14 protein-coding genes, 1 tRNA gene and 2 pseudogenes are annotated in these 20,793 nt (G+C 69.5%); 2 read left to right on the forward strand and 15 right to left on the reverse strand.

The genetic code is table 11. From position 1 onward, the window contains the following. Window positions 1-17: 17 nt before the first annotated feature. The 5 genes and pseudogenes from QC826_RS21415 to QC826_RS21435 form a co-directional block, all read right to left on the reverse strand. Entirely contained in the window at window positions 18-971 is a 954-nt protein-coding gene (locus tag QC826_RS21415) for an EpsD family peptidyl-prolyl cis-trans isomerase (RefSeq protein ID WP_279762344.1), read from the reverse strand. A gap of 239 nt (window positions 972-1,210) precedes the next feature. Further along, window positions 1,211-2,593 carry an undecaprenyl-phosphate glucose phosphotransferase gene (locus QC826_RS21420; RefSeq protein ID WP_279762345.1) on the reverse strand — a complete coding sequence of 461 codons (1,383 nt, stop codon included), beginning with the start codon at window positions 2,591-2,593 and terminating at the stop codon, window positions 1,211-1,213. A gap of 15 nt (window positions 2,594-2,608) precedes the next feature. Then, window positions 2,609-3,805 carry an XrtB/PEP-CTERM-associated polysaccharide biosynthesis outer membrane protein EpsL gene (gene epsL / locus QC826_RS21425; protein ID WP_279762346.1) on the reverse strand — a complete coding sequence of 399 codons (1,197 nt, stop codon included), beginning with the start codon at window positions 3,803-3,805 and terminating at the stop codon, window positions 2,609-2,611. Window positions 3,806-3,856: 51 nt separating this feature from the next. Next, complete coding sequence (locus tag QC826_RS21430; protein WP_279762347.1) at window positions 3,857-4,519, reverse strand: CAAX prenyl protease-related protein; 663 nt, start codon at window positions 4,517-4,519, stop codon at window positions 3,857-3,859. 168 nt (window positions 4,520-4,687) lie between these two features. After that, a pseudogene (locus QC826_RS21435) lies at window positions 4,688-6,602 on the reverse strand (ATP-binding cassette domain-containing protein). 207 nt (window positions 6,603-6,809) lie between these two features. Here QC826_RS21435 and QC826_RS21440 point away from each other — a divergent pair. Then, window positions 6,810-6,884 (forward strand) — tRNA-Arg (locus QC826_RS21440). 236 nt (window positions 6,885-7,120) lie between these two features. Further along, the gene (locus QC826_RS21445) at window positions 7,121-8,242 is read left to right on the forward strand and encodes a PEP-CTERM sorting domain-containing protein (protein WP_279762348.1); all 1,122 of its coding nucleotides are present in this window, start codon (window positions 7,121-7,123) and stop codon (window positions 8,240-8,242) included. Window positions 8,243-8,381: 139 nt separating this feature from the next. On the opposite strand, the gene QC826_RS21450 is transcribed toward QC826_RS21445, so the two are convergent. The 10 genes and pseudogenes from QC826_RS21450 to QC826_RS21495 all read right to left on the reverse strand — a co-directional run. Continuing rightward, window positions 8,382-8,789: a RidA family protein gene (locus QC826_RS21450; protein WP_279762349.1), complete on the reverse strand. Its 408-nt coding sequence runs from the start codon at window positions 8,787-8,789 to the stop codon at window positions 8,382-8,384. 20 nt (window positions 8,790-8,809) lie between these two features. Next, window positions 8,810-10,012 carry an acyl-CoA dehydrogenase family protein gene (locus QC826_RS21455; RefSeq protein WP_279762350.1) on the reverse strand — a complete coding sequence of 401 codons (1,203 nt, stop codon included), beginning with the start codon at window positions 10,010-10,012 and terminating at the stop codon, window positions 8,810-8,812. A gap of 1 nt (window position 10,013) precedes the next feature. Next, the gene (locus QC826_RS21460) at window positions 10,014-10,868 is read right to left on the reverse strand and encodes an enoyl-CoA hydratase family protein (protein WP_279762351.1); all 855 of its coding nucleotides are present in this window, start codon (window positions 10,866-10,868) and stop codon (window positions 10,014-10,016) included. Window positions 10,869-10,881: 13 nt separating this feature from the next. Beyond that, complete coding sequence (locus QC826_RS21465; protein WP_279762352.1) at window positions 10,882-11,412, reverse strand: MarR family winged helix-turn-helix transcriptional regulator; 531 nt, start codon at window positions 11,410-11,412, stop codon at window positions 10,882-10,884. Between the two features lie 33 nt (window positions 11,413-11,445). After that, window positions 11,446-12,231: an SDR family NAD(P)-dependent oxidoreductase gene (locus QC826_RS21470; protein WP_279762353.1), complete on the reverse strand. Its 786-nt coding sequence runs from the start codon at window positions 12,229-12,231 to the stop codon at window positions 11,446-11,448. Between the two features lie 4 nt (window positions 12,232-12,235). Further along, window positions 12,236-14,608 carry a bifunctional salicylyl-CoA 5-hydroxylase/oxidoreductase gene (locus QC826_RS21475; protein WP_279762354.1) on the reverse strand — a complete coding sequence of 791 codons (2,373 nt, stop codon included), beginning with the start codon at window positions 14,606-14,608 and terminating at the stop codon, window positions 12,236-12,238. 8 nt (window positions 14,609-14,616) lie between these two features. Next, on the reverse strand, window positions 14,617-16,290 hold the full coding sequence (locus tag QC826_RS21480; protein ID WP_279762355.1) for an AMP-binding protein: 1,674 nt from the start codon (window positions 16,288-16,290) through the stop codon (window positions 14,617-14,619). A gap of 206 nt (window positions 16,291-16,496) precedes the next feature. Next, on the reverse strand, window positions 16,497-17,270 hold the full coding sequence (locus QC826_RS21485) for a response regulator (protein WP_279762356.1): 774 nt from the start codon (window positions 17,268-17,270) through the stop codon (window positions 16,497-16,499). 127 nt (window positions 17,271-17,397) lie between these two features. After that, window positions 17,398-18,063 (reverse strand): response regulator, encoded by a 666-nt coding sequence (locus QC826_RS21490; RefSeq protein WP_279766560.1) that lies wholly within the window; start codon window positions 18,061-18,063, stop codon window positions 17,398-17,400. A gap of 241 nt (window positions 18,064-18,304) precedes the next feature. Beyond that, window positions 18,305-20,674 (reverse strand): annotated as a pseudogene (locus QC826_RS21495) (ATP-binding protein); the annotation flags it as partial. Window positions 20,675-20,793 lie beyond the last annotated feature (119 nt).

Below are 20,793 nucleotides of genomic sequence, written 5' to 3' on the forward strand. Positions count from 1 at the left end.
GAAAATGCGACCCGGGCCTACTTCAGGCCGGCCACGCCGCGCTCGGCGGCCGTCTTGCCGTCGCCGCTCGCCGCCGCCGGGGCCGCCGGGGCCGCCGGGGCCGCCTTCGACGCGCCGGTCTGGTGCAGGTACTCGATCTTGGCGGCGGCGCGCAGGCGCTTGACCTCGGCGTCGGCGGCGTCCTTGTTGCGCTTGTTGAACAGGAACTGCTCGATCTGCGGCGCCGCCGCCTCCAGCGTCACGGCCGCGTCCTTGACCTCGGCGATCGAGATCAACAGGCTGCGCTCGCCCTCGCGGATGATGAACAACTGGCCCTTGGGCATGTCGAGCAGCTTGGCCGACAGCTCCGGCGGCAGGTCGGCGCCGGTGCGCGACAGTTGGGTGCGGGCGAACTTGACCTTGTGGGCGTCGAGCCACTGCGCCACCTCGTCGAGCGACTTGGCGGCGTCGATCGCCGCCTTGGCCGGCGCGTCGAGCTCGTTGCTGGCGATGATCAGCTCGCGCATGTCGAACTGCTTGCGCTGGGCGAAGAACTGCGGGTTCTTCTGGTAGTAGTCGGCCACCTCGGCGGCGCTCGGCTTGGCCGGCGCGCCCAGCCGCTTCTGCATGTAGGACTGGGCGATGATCAGCGCCTTGGCCCGCTCGACCGCCTGCACCACCTTCGGATCGCGGTCCAGCTTGTCCTTCACCGCCTCGCCCAGCAGCAACTGGCGGTCGATCAGCGCCTCGAGCAGCTGCTTGCTGGCGGCCTCCTGCTGGCCGGCCTGCACGTTGGCGCGCTGCAGCTCCTCGTTGAGCTGCATGACCGTGATGTCTTCGCCGTTGACGCTGGCCAGCGACTGGCCCGGCTTCTTCTCCTTGTCGCCGCAACCGCCCAGCGCGGCGGCCAGCAGCAAGGCGGCGGCACAGGCCAGGCGCGTCTTGGTGGCGCGGGCGGAGGGGCGCACTTGGCGCGGGGCGGTAGGGTTCAAAATGCGTTTCCTCAACAAAAAAGTTATCGAAATGGCCAGCCTTCCGGCCGGGCGCGCGCCACATGGCGGACCCGGGGCGGCGGCGCCCGCGCGGCGCGGTGGCGGCAACCCACGGGTATTGACTAAGACACTACAAAAATGTCGTTATATCAAGCTATTTTACCGGCTGGCGCGGCGCGCGCCTACCGATATTTTAACAAGAACATACTATTAAGCGCCGTTTAAGGCAAACCCCGCCGCTAGTGGGCGTTCTGCGACCCGGCCACCACCCGCACGGTGCGCAGAATGATCCACAGGTCGAGCCAGAGCGACCAGTTGCGCACGTAGTCGAGATCGTAGCGGATGCGCGCCTCCATCTTGTCGAGCGACTCGGTCTCGCCGCGCAGGCCGTTGACCTGGGCCCAGCCGGTGATGCCCGGCTTGACCTTGTGGCGCAGCATGTAGCCCTTGATCAATTTGCGGTACTGCTCGTTGTGCGCCACCGCGTGCGGCCGCGGCCCGACGATGCTCATGCGGCCCTGGATGACGTTGAGGAACTGCGGCAGCTCGTCGAGCGAGCTGCGGCGCAGGAAGGCGCCGACCGGCGTCACCCGGGCGTCGTTCTTGGTCGCCTGCACCACCTTGTCGCCGTCCTCGGCCACCGACATCGAGCGGAACTTGTAGACGATGATCTCCTCGCCGTACAGGCCGTAGCGGCGCTGGCGGAAGATCACCGGCCCCGGCGAGGTGGCCTTGACGGCGACGGCGATGGCCAGCATCACCGGCAGCAGCAGGATCTGGATCAGCACGGCGAGCACGACGTCGCTGATGCGCTTGATGGTGCTGTTCATGCCGGTGAACGGCGACTCGCAGATGGCGATCACCGGCATGCCGCCGACGTTGTCGAAACGGGCGTGCATCAGGTCGAACACGTAGATGTCGGGCAGGAAGTAGACCGAGGCGGTGGTGTCCTGCAGCTCGTCGAGCAGCTTGCGGATGCGCGGCTGGGCCGAGATCGGCTGGCTGATGAAAATGATCTTGATCTGGTGCTCGCGCACATAGCCGGCGATGTCGGCCATGGTGCCGAGCATCGGGTGGCGCAGGTGGGCCGGCCGGCGGTCCTCGGTGCGGTCGTCGAAGAAGCCGCGCACCGCCATGAACAGGTTGGGGTTGCGCTCGATGGTGGAGGCGAACTTGATGCCGACGTCGTTGGCGCCGACGATCAGCACCGAACGCACCTCGTCGCCGCCGTCGCGGCGCCGGCCCAGCCGGCTTACCGCCAGGTGGCTGAACAGGATGGCGAAGGGGGTGGTGACGAACCAGGCGGCGACCACGGTGCTGTCGAAATAGTGCGCCAGCCCGCTGACCGAGCCGAGGAACAGCAGGATCGCCACGGTGATGCCCCAGCCGGCGAAGACGTCGCGCGCGTAGGCCAGCGTGCGGCCGCTGCGCCAGGTGCGGTAGGGGTCGACGTGCTGGTACACCGACGACGAGATGAAGAAGGCCAGCACCATCAGCACCAGCGAGTGGCCCGAGAACGGCTCGCCACACAGCATGGAGACCAGGTACAGCAGGCCCATGATGATGGTCGGGTCCAGCACGCGCTGGAAAAAGGAGATGAGGGGAATATCGTTGACCGTCATGTGGTGTTTTCGATGCTAGAACTGAAGGTTGGCGCGCGCCGTCGCGCCGTTGGCGTGATAGTCGCTGCTGAAGGCCGAGTCGGCGCTGCGCCGCTCGCGGAACAGCGACAGGCCCAGCTGGATGTTGCGGCGCGGCGCGTAGCTCACCCCGACCAGGGTCGACAGGTTGCTGTCGCGCGCGCCGACCACGGCGCTGAGCGGGCTGGCGCCGCCCAGCTCGCGCCGGACCCGGCGCAACTGGCCGTGCAGCTGGACCTTGGCGCTGACGTTCCAGTCGGCGTCGACGCTGGCGCCCTTGTCGGTCGAGTAGCTGATGATCTGCCCCTCGAACGGCGAGAAGTCGCGCCAGGCCGAGCCGGTCAGGCGCAGCGTCGCCGTCGGCGACCAGATCAGCGTGGCGCGCGCGTTCAGGCCGCTGGCGTCGCTGATGCTGAACTGGTCGTGCTTGCGGCTGGCGTGGCCGCCGAGGAACTCGAGCTGGGTCACCCCGCCCAGCTGCCAGAACACCTTCAGCTTGACCTCGTCCTGGCGGTAGTCCTGCCGCACCGAAGCGCCGCCGAAAAATTGCGGCAGGTCGTAGCGGCCCTGCTCGTGGCGCAGCTGCAGGCCGATGGTGCTGCCGCTGCCGGCCAGGTAGTCGAGTCCGAGCAGCTCGCTGTCGACCGTGCGGTTGAGCGACTGCTGGGAGCGCAACTCGTAGTCGAACTTGTCGCGGCCGACGCGGCCGCGGGCGCGCCAGCGCGGATAGAAGGTCCAGCCGCCGTCGGCGAACTCGCTGCGCTGGCTGCGCAGGTTGCGCTCGGTGGTGTGGAAGTCGGTGAACGACATCAGGCTCTGGCCGTAGCTGGCGCCCAGCGAGCCGCTCAGGTGGTTGCCCAGCACCCAGTCGAGCGAGGCGGCGGCGTCCTTGCCGTTGTAGTTGAACTGGCTGAAGTGGTCGTAATCGACCCGCGTCACGCGGGCGCTGGCCTTCAGGCGCTGGCGGCCGATCGGGCGCTCGGCGGAGAAGCCGAACACCACCGACCTGACCGCGTCGCTGCGCTGGCCGGCGGCGTCGTCCCGCAGGCGCAGCAGGTTGTCGTCGTGGGTGTAGGTCAGGCCGACGTAGGGTTGGATGGTGTCGCTCAGGGCGGCGCCGGCCGGCGCGCCGGCCAGCGCCGCCAGCAGCAAGGCACAGGCGCGCAGCGGCGCGGCGGAAGGGATTGCTTGCAAGGGGCTAGGCATCGGTGTTGTCATCGTTGTACGTATCCAGAAAGAGGGGGACTACCAGTAACGCCAGCTGCCTGTGTGCAACACCCAGGCGCCCAGCAGGCCGTTGGTGACGCCATGGGCGGCGACGGCGGTCCACAAGCTGCGCTGGCGCATGTACAGCGCGCTGTATACCGTCCCGGCGATCACGCCGGCGAACCACAAGTTGTGCTCAATGCCGAATAATATCACCTCGACAATAACCACCTGAAACTTTACGGTGCGCGGGTCAACCTGTCGAAAATCCACGGCGGTGCCCGAGCGCATCAGGAACGAGCGCCAGAACAGCTCCTCCATCAACGGCACGACCAGCGCGGCGCCGGCCAGGCGGCTGCCGGCCAGCCACCAGTCGACCGCGCCGGCGCGGCGCGGGTCGTAGCCGTCGGCGGCGCCCAGCACCATCCAGGCGGCGTCGAGCTCGATCCACAGCACGAACACCAGGGCGCCGGCGCCGGCGGCGCCGAGCAAGGCGGCGGCACCGGGCGCCGGACCGGCCAGCTCGTCGTAGTCGCGGCGGAAATACAGCAGGGCCGCCACCACGGCGGCGATCTTGACGGCGTACAGATGGCGCAGCTGTTGGCCGTCGCACCCCAGCCAGGCGAGCACGTCGGCGATCAGGATGAAAGCGATGTAGATGCCGAAGGGCAGGATGCGGGCCAGCGCCGCCCGCTCAAACACGCCGTCCCGCCTGCCGCCGGCGGGCCGCCCCGGCGCGCGCCGGGGCCGTCCAATTTTGCTTCAATTTGCACCACCAATGGAAATGGGAAGCACTTATTATAATTGATGCAACCTCAAGCGCCTATATCGCGCGTCACATTTGCCACGAATTTGTGTCTTCGGCCCGCCTCAGGGACGACCGCGCGCCTCGATCTGCTCCCACTTCTCCAGTGCCAGCAGCAGCTCCGCCTCGATCGCCTCGACGCGGCCGTTGATGCGCTTGGCCTCGGCCGCGTTCTTCTTGTAGAAGTCCGGGTCCGACAGCTGCAGCGCCAGCGCGCTCTGCTCGTCCTCGAGCGCGGCGATCTGCTTGGGCAGCTCGTCGAGCTCGCGCTGTTCCTTGAAGCTGAGCTTCTTCTGTTTGACGGCCGGCGCCGCCATGCTGCTGACGGCGGCCGCCTGCTCGGCCTTGGCCACGCCCTTCGAGGCCGGCGCCACCGGCGTCGGCGCGGTGCGCACGCGCTCCCAGTCGGTGTAGCCGCCGACGAACTCGCGCCACTTGCCCTCGCCTTCGGCGACGATGACCTGGGTCACCACGTTGTCGAGGAAGGTGCGGTCGTGGCTGACCAGGAAGACGGTGCCGGTGTAGTCCTCGAGCAACTCCTCGAGCAGCTCCAGGGTGTCGATGTCCAGATCGTTGGTCGGCTCGTCGAGCACCAGCACGTTGGCCGGCTTGGCGAACAGGCGCGCCAGCAGCAGGCGGTTGCGCTCGCCGCCGGACAGCGACTTGACCGGCGAACGGGCCCGCTCGGGGGCGAACAAGAAGTCGTTCAGGTAGGTCATCACGTGGCGCCGCTGGCCGTTGATCTCGACCCAGTCGCTGCCCGGGGCGATGGTTTCCATCAGATTCGCCTCCTCGTTGAGCTGGCTGCGCATCTGGTCGAAATAGGCCACCTGCAGCTTGGTGCCGAGGCGGATGCTGCCGGTGTCCGAGCTCTCCTGGCCGAGGATCATCTTGAGCAGGGTGGTCTTGCCGGCGCCGTTGGCACCGATCAGGCCGACCTTGTCGCCGCGCAGGATGGTGCCGCTGAAGCCCTGCACGATGACCTTGTCGCCGTAGGTCTTGGAGACGTTGTCCAGGTCGGCGACGATCTTGCCCGAGCGTTCGCCGGCCGACACGTCCAGCTTGACCTGGCCCTGTTGGTCGCGGCGCGCCACGCGCGTCAGGCGCAAGGCCTCGAGGCGGCGCACGCGGCCCTCGTCGCGCACCCGGCGCGCCTTGACGCCCTTGCGGATCCACACCTCCTCCTGGGCGAGGAATTTGTCGAACTTGGCGTTCTCGACCTCCTCGATCTCCAGCTGTTCCTCCTTGCGCACCTGGTAGGCGCTGAAGTTGCCCGGATACGACAGCAGGCGGCCGCGGTCGAGCTCGATGATGCGGGTCGCCACGTTGTCGAGGAAGCTACGATCGTGGGTGATGAACAGCACGCTGCCCTTGAAGTCGCGCAGCAGGCCCTTCGAGCCACAGGATGGAGGTGAAGTCCAGGTGGTTGGTCGGCTCGTCGAGCAGCAGCACGTCGGGCGCCGAGACCAGCGCGCGGGCCAGCGCGACACGCTTCTGCATACCGCCCGACAGCGTTTTCATCAACATGTCGCCGGTCAGGTTCAAGCGGTCGAGCACGGTGGCCACCTTGTTCGGCAGGCTCCAGGCGTCGGCCGCGTCGAGCAACACCTGGACGTCGTGCATGCGGTCCATCACGGCGTCGTCGTTGCCCATGCCGAACTGGCCGGTCAGCGCGTCGTACTCCTTGAGCAGCGCCGGCAGCTCGCCCATGCCGGAGGCGACGGCGTCGTACACGCTCATCTCCGGGTCGAACACCGGCTCCTGCTCGACGTAGGCGATGCGGATGCCCTGCTGCATGGTGAGCAGGCCGTCGTCGAGCTTGAAGCGGCCCGAGATGACCTTCAGGAGGGAGGACTTGCCGGTGCCGTTGCGGCCGATCAGACCGACGCGTTCGCCCGTTTCGAGGGAGAATTCGGCGTGGTCGAGGAGCGCGACGTGGCCAAAGGCCAGCTGCGCCGAGGATAATGAAATGACTGCCATAGTGGAGATAGAGTTGCTCGAGCGCGCCCGCAGGGGAGCGTAAACCGCGCCGAATGGATGGATGAAGCGCACATTGTACCGACTGTCGCGCATCGGGGGCTAGTTTCCGCCGCGCCGTCGGCTATAATTGCGTCCGAGCCGGCCACCGGGCGGCACCGCGCCGCCCGGCTCCGGCTCCGGCGCCGCGCACGGCGGTGCCGACGCGTCCTCCCCGTAGCACAATGGATAGTGCACATGCCTCCTAAGCGTGGGATACTGGTTCGATTCCAGTCGGGGGGACCAGCGCCACCGCGCCTGCCGGCCGCAACGGCGCGGCCCCTTCCCTCCCCCCCCCGGCACCGCGCCAGCGCGACGGCCGCAACCGCGCCCGTCAGTTGCCAATTTGAAACAGCTTGTCGCGGCACCACGCAAAGTGTGTCGTCGAAACCGCCGTTTTTGTAGCGTGATGGAAAATGCAATGTAGAATACGAAACATTACAAGAATGATCTCTGCCACTTCCCATATCCAGGAGCCCATCATGATGTCGCTTGCCCGTGTTTCGTTCTCGCTGCTGTTGGTCGCCACTTCGAGCGGCGCCCTGGCCGCCGCCCCCAACTACTCCATGACGCTGCTCGGCGGCGGCTATGCGGCGGCGATCAACGACGCCGGCGTCGTCGCCGGCGCCAACCTGGTGGCCGACGACTACTACCACGCCACGCTGTTCAAGGGCGGCCGCACCGACCTCGGCACCCTGGCGGGGGCCGCCGCCTTCAGCTACGCCACCGGGCTCAACAACCATGGCCAGGCGGTCGGCTGGTCCGATAGCCTGGGGCAAAAGAGTGCCTTCGTCTACCGCAACGGCAGCCTCCAGGCCCTGGGCGGCGCCAACTTCTTCGCCAACACCGCCAAGGGCATCAACGACGGCGGCCAGATCGTCGGCGCCGCCACCTTCGGCAACGCCGGCGGACCGCAGCACGCCTTCAGCTACCGCGACGGCGTCGCCACCGACCTGGGCACGCTGGGCGCCGACTACAGCGTCGCCAACGGCGTCAACAGTGCCGGACGGGTGGTCGGCACGGTCAGCACCTACCGGCAGGGCGGCAGCGTCACCGAGCGGGCCTTCGTCTACGACAACGGCAACATGAGCGCGCTGCGCATACTCGGCAGCGACGTCAGCGTGGCCAATGCCGTCAACGACGCCGGCAACATCGTCGGCAAATACACCGCCGGCGACGCCAGCGAACACGCCTATCTGTATGTGAACGGCAGCGCGACCGACCTCGGCACCATCGGCGGCGCCTTCAGCGAGGCGCTCGGCGTCAACGACGCCGGCAGCGTCGTCGGCGTGGCCTCCACCGCCGACGGCGGCCAGCTGCACGCCTTCCTCTACGCCGGCAACCAGATGCTCGACCTGAACGCGCTGGTGCTGCAGAACTACGGCTTCACCGTGCGCGGCGCCTACAGCATCAATGAAAAGGGGCAGATCGCCGCCTACGGCTGCAAACTGATGGACTGCCAGGCGATCCTGCTCGACCCGCTGACGGCGGTGCCCGAGCCGGCCAGCTACGCCATGCTGCTGGCCGGACTGGGCCTGGTCGGCCTGGCGCGGCGCCGCTTCCAGCCACGCCGCGCGGTGCCCGCGCTGAACGGCGCCGCCTAAGCAACCGGCCGCGCCCGACAACCCTCAATGGTGATAGAGGCTGCGCATGCCGTAGCCCAGCTGGGCCGGACCACGTTGGCTGGGTCGAGTGGCGTTGTGGCGGATAAGCCGGGGGCGACAAGACGCGCGCGGGAGGGCGTTAGCCGGTGACGGTGGCTTGCGGCAGTACGGCGGTGACCTCGATCTCCACCCTGGCCCGCTCCTCCAGCAAGCCGGCCACCTGCACCGCCGTCATCGCCGGGTAGTGCGCACCGATCACCTCGCGGTAGGCCGCGCCGACCTCCTTGTAGGCGCCGACATACTCCTTCTTGTCGAGCACGTACCAGGTCATGCGCACGATATGCTCGGGCCGCGCGCCGGCCTCGGCCAGCACGGCCACCACGTTGAGCAGCGCCTGGCGCACCTGGCCGGCGAAGTCGTCGGTGTGGAACACGCCCTGCCCGTCCCAGCCGATCATGCCGCTGACGCAGACCATCCTGCCGCTGGCGGCCACGCCGTTCGAATAGCCGCGTGCTCGCGCCCAGCCCTCCGGTTGTAGAAATTCCATGCTCTTGCCTTTCTAAAGTCCTATGCCGCCGGCGGCGCCGGCGCGGCGCCGAGCAGCTCGCGCGCGATGATCAACTGCTGCACCTCGCTGGCGCCCTCGTAGATGCGCAGCGCGCGGATCTCGCGGTACAGCCGCTCGACCGGGTGCTCGCTGACCACGCCCAGGCCGCCGAAGATCTGCACCGCCGCGTCGATCACCTGCTGCGCCGTTTCCGTCGCCGTCAGCTTGGCCATCGCCGCCTCCTTGGTCACCCGCTCGCCGCGGTCGCGCTGCCAGGCGGCGCGGTAGGTCAGCAAGGCGGCGGCGTCGATGCCGGTGGCCATTTGCGCCAGCTTGGCCTGGGTCAGCTGGAAGTCGGCCAGGCGCTGGCCGAACATCTGCCGCTGCTGGCAGTGCGCCAGCGCCTCGTCGAAGGCGCGGCGGGCGAAGCCCAGCGCCGCCGCCGCCACCGAGGTGCGGAACACGTCGAGCGTGGCCATCGCCACCTTGAAGCCCTGGCCCGGTTCGCCGACCAGGCGCGCCGCCGGCACGCGGCAGTCGGTGAAGCGCAGCCGCGCCAGCGGGTGCGGCGCGATCACGTCGATGCGCTCGGCGACGGCGAAGCCGGGCGTGTCGGCGTCGACGATGAAGGCGGAGATGCCGCGCGCGCCGCGCGTCTGGCCCGGCGCGGCGCCCTCGCCGCTGCGCGCGAACACCACGTAGAAGTCGGCGATGCCGCCGTTGGAGATCCAGGTCTTCTCGCCGTTGAGCACGTAGTGGTCGCCGTCGCGCACGGCGGCGCACTGCATGGCGGCGACGTCGGAGCCGGCCTGCGGCTCGGACAGGGCGAAGGCGGCGATGGCCTCGCCGGCCGCCACGCGCGGCAGGTAGCGGGCGCGGTTGGCGGCGCTGCCGAACAGGCTGATGGCGCCCGAGCCCAGGCCCTGCATGGCGAAGGCGAAGTCGGCCAGGCCGGCGTGGCGCGCCAGCGTCTCGCGGATCAGGCAGATGGCGCGCGTGTCGATGGCCGCGCCGGCGCCGCCGTGCTCGACGCCGGCGACGGCGTGGCGCAGCCAGCCGGCCGCGCCCAGTTGGCGCACCAGCGCGCGGCAGGCCGCGTCGACGTCGGCGCCATGGCTGTGGGCGCCGCGCATTTCAGCATCGGCCCAGGCGTCCAACTCGCGCTCCAGCGCGGCGTGGCGCGGCTCGAAGAACGGCCACTCCAGATACGATTTGTCGGACATGTCAATCCCCTTCGAATTGCGGTTTTTGCTTGGCCACGAATGCGTGGTAGGCGCGGTGGAAGTCGTTGGTGGCCATGCAGATGGCCTGCGCCTGCGCCTCCGCCTCGATGGCCTCGTCGACGCCCATGTTCCACTCCTGCTGCAGCATTTTCTTGGTCATGCCGTGGGCGAAGGTGGGGCCGTCGGCCAGCCCCTGCGCCAGCGCGCGCGCCGCCGCCAGCAGCTCCTGCGGCTCGTGCAGACTGTTGAAAAAACCCCAGCGCTCGCCCTCCACGCCGCCCATCGAGCGGCCGGTGTAGAGCAGCTCCGACGCCCTGCCCTGGCCGATCAGCCGTGGTAGCAGCGCGCAGGCGCCCATGTCGCAGCCGGCCAGGCCGACGCGGGTGAACAGGTAGGCGGTCTTGCTGCGCGCCGTGCCGAGGCGCAGGTCGGCGGCCAGCGCCAGCATGGCGCCGGCGCCGGCGCAAATGCCGTCGACGGCCGCAACCACCGGCTGCGGGCAGGCGCGCATGGCCTTGACCACGTCGCCGGTCATGCGGGTAAAGGCCAGCAGGCCGGGCATGTCCAGCTTGGTCAGCGGGCCGATGATGTCGTGCACGTCGCCGCCGGAGCAGAAGTTTTCACCGGCGCCGGCGATGACGACCGCCTTGACGTCGTCGGCGTGGGCCAGCGCGCGGAACAGCTCGCGCAGCTCGGCGTAGGAGTCGAAGGTCAGCGGGTTCTTGCGCTCGGGGCGGTTCAGGGTCAGCGTGGCGACGCCGTCGGCCACTTCGAAGAGGAAGTGGCGCGCCTGGTAGCCGGCCAGGCTGGCGCGGTTGCCGGGCAGTTGCTGGGCTTCGCCGGGAAGGTATCGCATGGTGGTGTCCTCGTTATGGTTTGTCGTCGGGCGCGTTCAGGTGCCGCTTCATTTGCGACAGCAGCGCGATCAGCTGGCCCTTGTCGGCGCCGGACATGTCCTGCAGCAGTTCGGCGATCCAGCCCTCGTGCACCGCCGCCATGGTGGCGAAGGCGCGCCGGCCGGCGCCGGTCAGCTTGACGCTGTAGGCGCGGCCGTCCTTGGGGTCGGGCACGCGCACCACCAGCTTCTCCTGCTCCAGCTGGTCGGTGATGCCGGTGATGTTGCCGCCGGTGACCATCATGCGCTTGGACAGTTCGCCCATGCGCAGGCCGTCCGGGTAGCGCTCCAGTTGCGCCATCAGGTCGAAGCGCGGCAGCGTGATGCCGAAGTTGGCGCGCAACCGGCTGCGGATCTCGTTCTCGATCTTGACGGTGCACGACAGCATGCGCAGCCACAGCTTGAGCGACTGGTGGTGGTCCTCGGTCAGGCGGCTGGACAGGTCGAGCACCGGCTCGCTGTGCTCGCCCGCGCCGGCGTCCTCGGTGTTAGCGGAAAATGACATGGCTTCCCTTGCTGAATGCTTTGATAGGTGTGTTCACATGACCTCGCCGCCGGCCACGGCGATGGCCTGGCCGTTCATGGCGGCCGACTCGGGCAGGCACAGCCAGACCACGGCGTTGGCCACCTCCTCGCACTGCACCAGGCGCTGCTGCGGATTGGCGCCGGCCAGTTCGGCGCGCGCCTGCTCCTCGCTGCGGCCGGTCTTGGCGACGATGTTGGCCACCGCCGCGCGCACGATGTCGGTCTCGGTGTAGCCGGGGCAGACGGCGTTGACGGTGACGCCCTTGGCGGCCACCTCCAGCGCCAGCGCCCGCGTCAGCCCGACCGCGCCGTGCTTGGCGGCGACGTAGGCCGAGACGTAGCGGTAGCCGACCAGCCCGGCCGTCGAGGCGACGTTGACCACGCGGCCCCAGCGCGCCTCCAGCATGGCCGGCAGCGCCGCCTGGGTGCAGTGGAACACGCCGCTCAGGTTCACCGCCAGCATGCGCTGCCACAGCGCCGCGTCGGTCTTCAGGAAGGTCGCCGGTTCCGCCTGGCCCGCATTGTTGATCAGGATGTCGATGCGGCCGAAGCGCTCGGCGGCGCGGGCGAAGGCGCCCTGCACCGCCGCCTCGTCGGCCACGTCGAGCGCCTCGACGCCGACCTCGCCGAGCGCGCTCATGGCGCGCTGCGCCTCCAGCAGCGCGGCCACGTCGCGGCCGGCCAGGGTGACGCGCGCGCCGCGCAGCAGCAAGGCGCGCGCGCAGGCGGCGCCAATGCCGCGCGCGCCGCCCGTCACCAGCGCGTGCTTGCCGGCCAGGGTGTTCGATAGTGTCGTCATGTCCTCATCCCTCCAATAGCTTGGCCGCCACCTGCTGCGGACTGAGGCCGCCGCTGGCCGCCGCCAACTGGCGCTCACGTTCCAGGTTGCGCTCCAGCTGCTGCTTGCCGGGCTGGTACTGCTTCGGCCACGCCACGGCGTGGTAGCCGATGCGGGCCGCCTCGGCCAAGGTCCAGGCCGGGTTGGCCAGATGCGGCCGGCCCACCGCGCACAGGTCGGCGCGACCGGCGGCGATGATGCCGTTGGCGTGGTCGGCCTCGAAGATGGAGCCGACGGCGATGGTGGCGATGTCCGCCTCGTTGCGCACGCGGTCGGCGAACGGGGTCTGGAACATGCGGCCGTAGACCGGCTTCTCGCGCTTGCTCACCTGGCCGGACGAGCAGTCGATCAGGTCGGCGCCGGCTGCCTTGAACAGGCGGGCGATGGCCACCGCGTCGTCCGGCGTGATGCCGCCCTCGACCCAGTCGTGCGCCGAGATGCGCACGCTCATCGGCTTGTGCTGCGGCCAGGCGGCGCGCATCGCGGCGAACACGCGCAGCGGGAAGCGGCAGCGGTTTTCAAGACTGCCGCCGTAGTCGTCGCCGCGCCGGTTGGTCAGCGGCGAGATGAAGGACGACAGCAAATAGCCGTGCGCGCAGTGCAGCTCCAGCCAGTCGAAGCCGGCCTCGTCTCCGGCCAGGGTGGCGCGCACGAAGTCGGCCTGCACCTGCGCCATGTCGGCCTCGCCCATTTCCCGCGCCGTCTGCGACACGCCGGTCAGGTACTGCTGCGGCGAGGCCGAGCACAGCGGCCAGTTGCCCTGCTCCAGCGGCTGGTCGATGCCGTCCCACATGGCACGGGTCGAACCCTTGGCGCCGGCGTGGCCCAGCTGCAGCGCGATCTTGGCGTCGCTACTCGCATGGACGAAGTCGACGATGCGCTGCCACGCCGCCGTGTGGGCCGGCGTGTACATGCCGGGACAGGCCGGCGTGATGCGCGCCTCGGCCGACACGCAAGTCATCTCGGCGAACACCAGCGCGGCGCCGCCCAGCGCCCGCGCGCCCAAATGCGCCAGATGGTAGTCGCCAACAACACCGTCGACGGCGCTGTACTGCGCCATCGGCGAGACCAGGACGCGGTTCTTCAGCGTCAGGCCGCGCACCTTGAACGGCGTGAACATCGGCGGGACCGCCAGGTTCGCCGGCGGCGCCACGCCGGCCTGGGCGAAGGCGCGCGCGGCGAACCAGCTTTCGAAGCCGGCCACGTAGGCGGCGTCGCGCAGGCGCAGGTTCTCGTGCGACAGGCGCTGGCTGCGCGTCAGCATCGAGTAGGCGAACTGCGGCGCCTCCATCGCGCTGTAGCGTTGCACGTTCTCGAACCACTCCATCGAATTGCGCGCCGCGCTCTGGATCTTCAACACCTCCACCGCGCGCAGCGACTGGTAGGCCGCCAGCGCCGCCGCCGTCTCCTCGTGCGCGCCGAAGCAGCGCGCCAGTTCGATGGCGTCCTCCAGCGCCAGCTTGGTGCCGGAGCCGATCGAATAGTGCGCCGAGTGGGCGGCGTCGCCCATCAGCACCACCGGCGTGGCGCCGTTCCAGTGCACCCACTGTTCGCAGACGATGCGCGGGAACTTGATCCACACGCTGGAGCCGCGCAGGTGGGCGGCGTTCGACAGCAACGCGTGGCCGTCCAACTGCTCGGCGAACAGCTGCTCGCAGAAGGCGATGCTCTGCTCCTGGCTCATCTCCTCCAGGCCGGCGGCGCGCCACACCGTCTCCGGCGCCTCGACGATGAAGGTCGAGGTGTCGCCGTCGTACTGGTAGATGTGGGCCTGGAACCAGCCGTGCTCGGTCTGCTTGAAGGCGAAGGTGAAGGCGTCGAACTTCTTCTTGGTGCCGAGCCAGACGAAGCGGCACTGGCGCGCCTCGATCTGCGGCGCGTAGGTGGCGGCGTAGCGGCTGCGGATGCGGCTGTTCAAACCGTCCGAGGCGATCACCAGGTCGGCGCCGTACTTGGCCGCCAGTTGCTGGTCGTCGGCGACGTCGGTCTCGAACACCAGCTCCACGCCCAGTTCCTCGCAGCGCTGCTGCAAAATGTTGAGCAGGCGCTTGCGGCCGATGCCACAGAAGCCGTGGCCGCCCGAACTGACTTTGGCGCCCTTGAAATGGATGTCGATGTCGTCCCAGTGGTTGAACGATTGCAGGATGGCGCGCGCGGTCTCCGCGTCGGCGTTCATCAGATTGCCCAGGGTCTGGTCGGAGAACACCACGCCCCAGCCGAAGGTGTCGTAGGGGCGGTTGCGCTCGACCACGGTGATGCGGTGGGCCGGGTTCTGCTGCTTCATCAACAGGCTGAAATACAGGCCGGCCGGACCGCCGCCTATGCAAACGATATTCATGGAATTCTTCACGACGTGGTGGCGATCTCGCGCAGCTTGAAGCGTTGCAGCTTGCCCGTCTCGGTGCGCGGCAAGGCGTTCAAAAAGCGCACCGCGCGGGGATATTTATAGGGGGCGATCTGGCTCTTGACGAACTCCTGCAGCTCGGCCGCCAGCCGCGCGCCCGCCTCGTGGCCGGGCTTGAGCACCACGTGCGCCTCGACGATCTGGCCGCGTTCCTCGTCGGCGCGGCCGACCACGCCGCATTCGGCCACCGCCGGGTGGCGCAGCAGCGCGTCCTCCACCTCCGGCCCGGCGATGTTGTAGCCGGCCGAGATGATCATGTCGTCGGTGCGCGAGCGGTAGTAGAAGTAGCCGTCGGCGTCCATCTCGTAGGCGTCGCCGGTCAGGTTCCAGCCGTTCAGCACATAGTCGCGCTGGCGCTCGTCGGCCAGGTAGCGGCAGCCGGTCGGCCCCTTCACCGCCAGCCGGCCGATCACGCCGGGGCCGACCGGCAGGCCGTCGCGGTCCAGCACGCAGGCCTGGTAGCCGGGCACCGGCTTGCCGGTGGCGCCGGGGCGGATCTGCTCGTCGGCCGCCGCGATGAAGATGTGCAGCAGCTCGGTGGCGCCTATGCCGTCGATCATCGCCAGGCCGCTGGCCCGCTGCCAGCTCTCGCGCGTGGCCAGCGGCAGCGCCTCGCCGGCCGACACGCTCTGGCGCAGGCTGGACAGGTCGTACTTGGCGGCCAGCGGCGCCATCTGGCGGTAGAAGGTCGGCGCGGTGAAGCACACCGTGGCGCGGTGCCGTTCGATGGCCTGCAACAGCGTCTCCGGCGTCAGCTTCTCCAGCAGCACGGCGCTGGCGCCCACCCGCAGCGGGAACAGCAGCAGGCCGCCCAGGCCGAAGGTGAAGGCCAGCGGCGGCGTGCCGATGAAGACGTCGTCGGCGCGCGAGCGCAGCACCTCGCGCGGGAAGCAGTCGCAAATGGCCAGGATGTCGCGCTGGAAGTGCATGGTGCCCTTGGGGACGCCGGTGGTGCCCGAGGTGAAGCTGATCAGGCAGATGTCGTCGGCCGCCGTGTCGACGGCGTCGAAGCGCTCCAGCTGCTCGGCCATGCGGGCTTCCAGCGAGTTGGCGCCCTGCCCCGCGGCGCCGGCGTCCGTGCCGGCATCGAGGCCGGCATCGAGGCCGAAGTACAACAGCGTGGCCGGCACGCCCGGCGCGGCGTCCAGCTCGGCGCGCAGGCCGCTGGCGCACAGCGCGGCGTTGACCTCGGCCTTGGCCAAGATGGCGCCCAGCTCGCGCGCGCGCAGCAGCGGCATGGTCGGCACGGCGACCATGCCGGCCTTGAAGACGGCCAGCACGCAGGCCGCCATCATCGGGTTGTTGGCGCCACGCAGCAGCACGCGGTTGCCCGGCACCAGCCCCATCGGGCCGCGCAGCACGTGGGCGATGCGGTCGACCTGGCGCTGTAGTTCGGCGTAGGTCCAGCTTTGCGTGTCGCTGCGGATCGCCAGGCGCTCGCCGGCGCCGTCGGCGACGGCCGCGTCCAACAGCTCGGCGACGCAGTTCAGCCGCGCCGGGTACTGCAGCTGCGGCAGGTCGAAGCACAGCTCCGGCCACTGCTCGGGCGGCGGCAGGTGCTCGCGCGCGAAGTGGTCGGTGTGGGCACTGGCACTGCTGTCGGGCGGTGTGGTCATGGTCGGCCTGAGGTGGGATAGGGGTATCGGATCAGCCTGCGAGCAGATACTTTAAACCTAAACTATCTCGACTTCAAGCGCAATCTTGCCGACTGGTGGCGACCGAAACCCCGAAGCAAAATCTAGGGTCAGACCCTAGGGTCTGACCCTGGCTCTTTGCCGCGGGGTGGTTTGGGCGCCGCTGGCGCCTTGGCATTGGCGGCAAATCAGGCGGCGCCGGCTTGGCGCACCTCGGCGGATTGCTGCAGCACGGCGCGCACCACGCCGGCCAGCGCGGCCTGCACGGCGGCGCTGGCCAATGGCGCTGGCGCCGCCGCTGCTGCTGCTCCAGCTGCGCCGGCGGCCGGCGCCAGCGCCTGCAACGCGGCGGCGGCGCCGCCCAGGCCCAGCGTGACGCAGCCGGCGCGCAGCCGCTCCAGGCGCAGCTGGGCCTCGCGCTGCTCGCCGCGCGCCAGCAGCGCGCCGATGTCGCCGCCGGCGGCGTCGAGCTGCTTGTGGAAGCCGTCCAGGTAGACCAGCAGGCGCTCGTGGTTGATGCCCAGGCGCTGCAGCGTCGCCGCCGGCGCCTCGGCCTGGTACAACACCTCCGGCGCGGAGGCGCGCGCCTCCCCCGCCGGCGCGAGCAAGGGGGCCAGGTGCTGGCGCACCTGCTCGGCCTGGAAGGGTTTGACGATGAAGCCGGCGGCGCCGGCCTTGTCGGCCGACTGCACGGTGTCGTCGTCGTTGGCCGAGGTGACCAGCACGAAGGGCATGCCGTCGAACGCCGGCTCGGCGCGCACGCGCTGCAACAGCTCCATGCCGGACAGGCGCGGCATGCGCAGGTCGCAGAAACAGATCGCCGGACGCAGGCCCTGCTCCAGCTGGCGCCAGGCGTCGGCGCCGTCCTCCGCCTCGAGGATCTCGAAACTGCCGCAGCTGTCGACCAGGTGCATCAGCACCATGCGCGACACCACATCATCATCGACCACCAATACTTTCATTCATCTCTCCAGTGCCGCGCGCGGAACAAGGCCATCAACATGGCAGCCGCGCCGGATCTTACAGACAAACGGCGGCGCCGAACAGGGCGCCGCCTCGATAACATTTGGGCCGCCACTCGGCCGCCACTCAGGCCGGCAGCGGATGGCCCAGCAGGCCGCGCAGCGGCGCCAGGCCGGCCACCACGCTGGGCCAGTCGCCGGCGTCGGCGGCCCGTTCCAGCTCGGCGCACAGGATCTGCAATTCCTGCTCCTCCAGATAGGCGGCGCTGCCCTTGATGCCGTGCAGCAGGCGCGCCGCGCCGTCGCCGTCCTGCCCGGCCAGCGCCCGGTCCAGCTCGGCCAGGCGGGCCGGCACGTCGGCGTTGAAGGCGGCGCGCAGGCGCGCGCGCAGGCCGGCGCCGCTGCCGCTGTAGTGGCCCGCCGTCGGCGCCGGCTCGGCCGCCACGCCGAACATGGCGTCCAGCTCGGACACGCTGGGCATCTCCGGCGCCTGCAGGCGCGGCGCCATGCGCGGCAGCGCCACGCCGCGCTGCAGTTGGCGCTCGATGGCGCGGCTCAGCTGGAAGTGCAGCGCCGCCTCGTCGATCGGCTTGGTCAGGAAGTCGTCCATGCCCGAGCCCAGGTAGCGGCTGCGGTCCTCCTCGCTGGCGTTGGCGGTCAGCGCGATGATCATCAGCTCCTGGTCGCGCACCGGCGCCTCCTCGCTGCCGCCCGAGCGGATCAGCCGGGTGGCGCTGGCGCCGTCCATCTCCGGCATGCGGCCGTCCATCAAAATCAGGTCGTAGCGGGTCATCGAGCAGGCCTTCACCGCCAGCGCGCCGTTGGCGGCGATGTCGACCTTGTGGCCGAGTTCCGTCGAGCATCATGCGGATGATGATCTGGTTGGTCGGGAAGTCCTCGGCGCACAGGATGCGCAGCTGGTGGCTGTGCGGCTCGCGCGGCACGTGCGGCACCAGCGGCGGCGCCACGCCGTCGGCCAGCGGCAGCTCGAAGGCGAACACGCTGCCCACGCCGGGCGTGCTGACCACGCTGATGGCGCCGCCCATCAGCTCGACCAGCTGGCGGCAGATCGCCAGCCCCAGGCCGGTGCCGCCGTAGCGCCGCGTGGTGGTGCTGTCGGCCTGCTCGAACTTCTGGAACAGGCGCGGCATGGCGTCGGCCTCGATGCCGATGCCGGAGTCCTCCACCGTGAAGCGGATCAGGTTCAGGCCGGGCCGCGCCGCCGGCTCGGCGATGCGCTCGACCCGCATGCGCACCGCGCCGCGCTGGGTGAACTTGAAGGCGTTGCCGACCAGGTTGACCAGCACCTGGCGCAGCCGGGTCGGGTCGCCGACGACGAACTGCGGCAGGGCCTCGCCGAACTCCAGGTCGAACTCGACGCTGTGGGCGGCGGCCTGCTCCTCGAACAGGCTGACCACGTTCTCCACCGTCGACGACAGGGCGAAGTCGATGTTCTCGATGCTCAGCTTGCCCGCCTCGATCTTCGAGAAGTCGAGCAGGTCGTTGATGATGGCCAGCAGCGACTGGGCGTTGGCCTGGCCGCGCAGGATCTGCTCGCGCGTGCTTTCCTGCAGCGCGCCGTCGCGCAGGGCGAAGCCGAGCATGCCGATCACGCCGGCCAGCGGGGTGCGCATCTCGTGGCTCATGTTGGCGAGGAACTCGGACTTTTGCCGCGTCGCGTCCTCGGCCTTTTGCTTGGCCTGGCGCAGCCGCTCGTCGTTCTCCTGCAGCGCGCGGTTGGCGCGCGCCAGCTCCTCGGTGTTCTGCCGCACCTGGCGCTCCTGCGCCAGCAGCTGCTCCTGGGTGCGGCGCAGCGCCTGCAGCGCGTCCTCCAGCTGCTGGTAGGCGCGCGCGTTCTCCAGGCCGGCGGCGGCGTGCGCCGCCAGCGCCTGCAGCATGTCCATGTGCACCCGCTGGTAGGCGTTGCGCTGCATGCTCTGCACGCACAGCACGCCGATCACCTTGTCGTTGGCCACCAGCGGCGTGTACAGCATGGCCAGCGGGATCTCCGGCATGGCGCCGTTCTCCAGCGGCGTGCGGGTCAGCAGGTCCAGGCCCTGGGCGCCCATGTAGTCGGCGTACTCGGCGTAGAAGTCGTTGATGAACACCTCGCGCCGGTTCAGCAGGCACCACACGGCCAGTTGGTTCGGCTGGTCCAGGCTGCGGCTGTACGGCAGCGCGCGCACGCCGCCCTCCAGCGCGAAGGGGAACTCGATGACGCCCTGCTCCTCGCGCAGGAAGCCGATGCCGAACATCTGCGCGTCCATCAGGTGGTGGACGTGGCGGTACAGCGCGCCCATCGCCGTCTCCATGTCCAGCGTGGCGTTCATCTCGCGGCCCAACTCGCTGAGCACCGAGATGTTGCGGTGCGCCGTTTCGACGTTCTCCTTCTGCCGCTCGACCTCCAGCTTCTGCCGCTCGGCGTCCATGCGGCGCTGCTCGGCCTCGGCGCGCTGGCTCTCCGCCTCCAGCCGGCGCTGTTCCAGCTCGCCCTTCTGCTGCTGCAGCAGCTGGTTCTTCTGTTCCACCTCGGCGGTGCGCAGGCCGACCTGCTGCTCGAGCAGGCTCTTCTGCCGGCGCATGCCGCGCATGCGCGCCTGGTAGGCGGCGGCGCCGGCGCCCAGCAGCAGCAGCGCCACCAGCAGGCGGAACCACCAGGTCTTCCAGAACGGCGGCAGGATGGTGATCTCCAGCGTGGCGGCGTTGTCGTTCCAGATGCCGTCCTTGTTGGCCGCCTTGACGCGGAACACGTAGCGGCCCGGGTCGAGGTTGGTGTAGGTGGCGAAGCGCTTGGTCGAGTCGGTCACCACCCAGTCCTCGTCGAAGCCCTGCAACTGGTAGGCGAAGCGGTTGCGCTGCGGCGCGGCGTAGTGCAGCGCGGCGAATTCGAGCGAGAACACCGAGTCGTTCTCCTGCAGCGTCAGGGCGCTGGTGTGCTCGATGGCGCTGCCCAACACCGCGCCGTGCTCGCCCTGGCCGGCGCGCACCGACTTGTTGAAGATCTGCAGGTCGGTGATGGCCACCGTCGGCGCCACGCTGTTCTCGCGCACCTCCTGCGGGGCGAAGGCGGTGATGCCGTTGAAGCCGCCGAAGTACAGCGTGCCGTCCGGCGTGCGCAGCGCCGAGCCGTCGAAGTAGGCGCCCTCGATGGTGCCGTCGGCGCCGCTGTAGTTGCGGAACAAGCCGGTCTCGACGTTCAGCCGCGAGATGCCGCTGTTGGTGCTCAGCCAAAGGTTGCCGACGCCGTCGGGCAGGATCGAGGCGATGGCGTCGTCGGCGATGCCGTCGCGGCGCAGGTAGCGGCGGAAGCGCACGGTGCCGTCGGCCGCCGTCTCCATCTTGTTCAGGCCGGCCGCCGTGCCGACCCATATCGCGCCACGCGCGTCCTCGTACAGGTAGTGCACCTCGTCGTGGCTCAGGCTGAACGGTGCCCTTCGGGTCGCGGCGGAAGTGGCGGAAGCGGCCGCTGGCGCGGTCGAGCAGGTCGAGGCCGTTGAAGGTGCCCACCCACAGCCGGCCGCGC

This window comes from Rugamonas sp. DEMB1 (genome assembly GCF_029834475.1).
Lineage (GTDB): Bacteria > Pseudomonadota > Gammaproteobacteria > Burkholderiales > Burkholderiaceae_D > Rugamonas > Rugamonas rubra.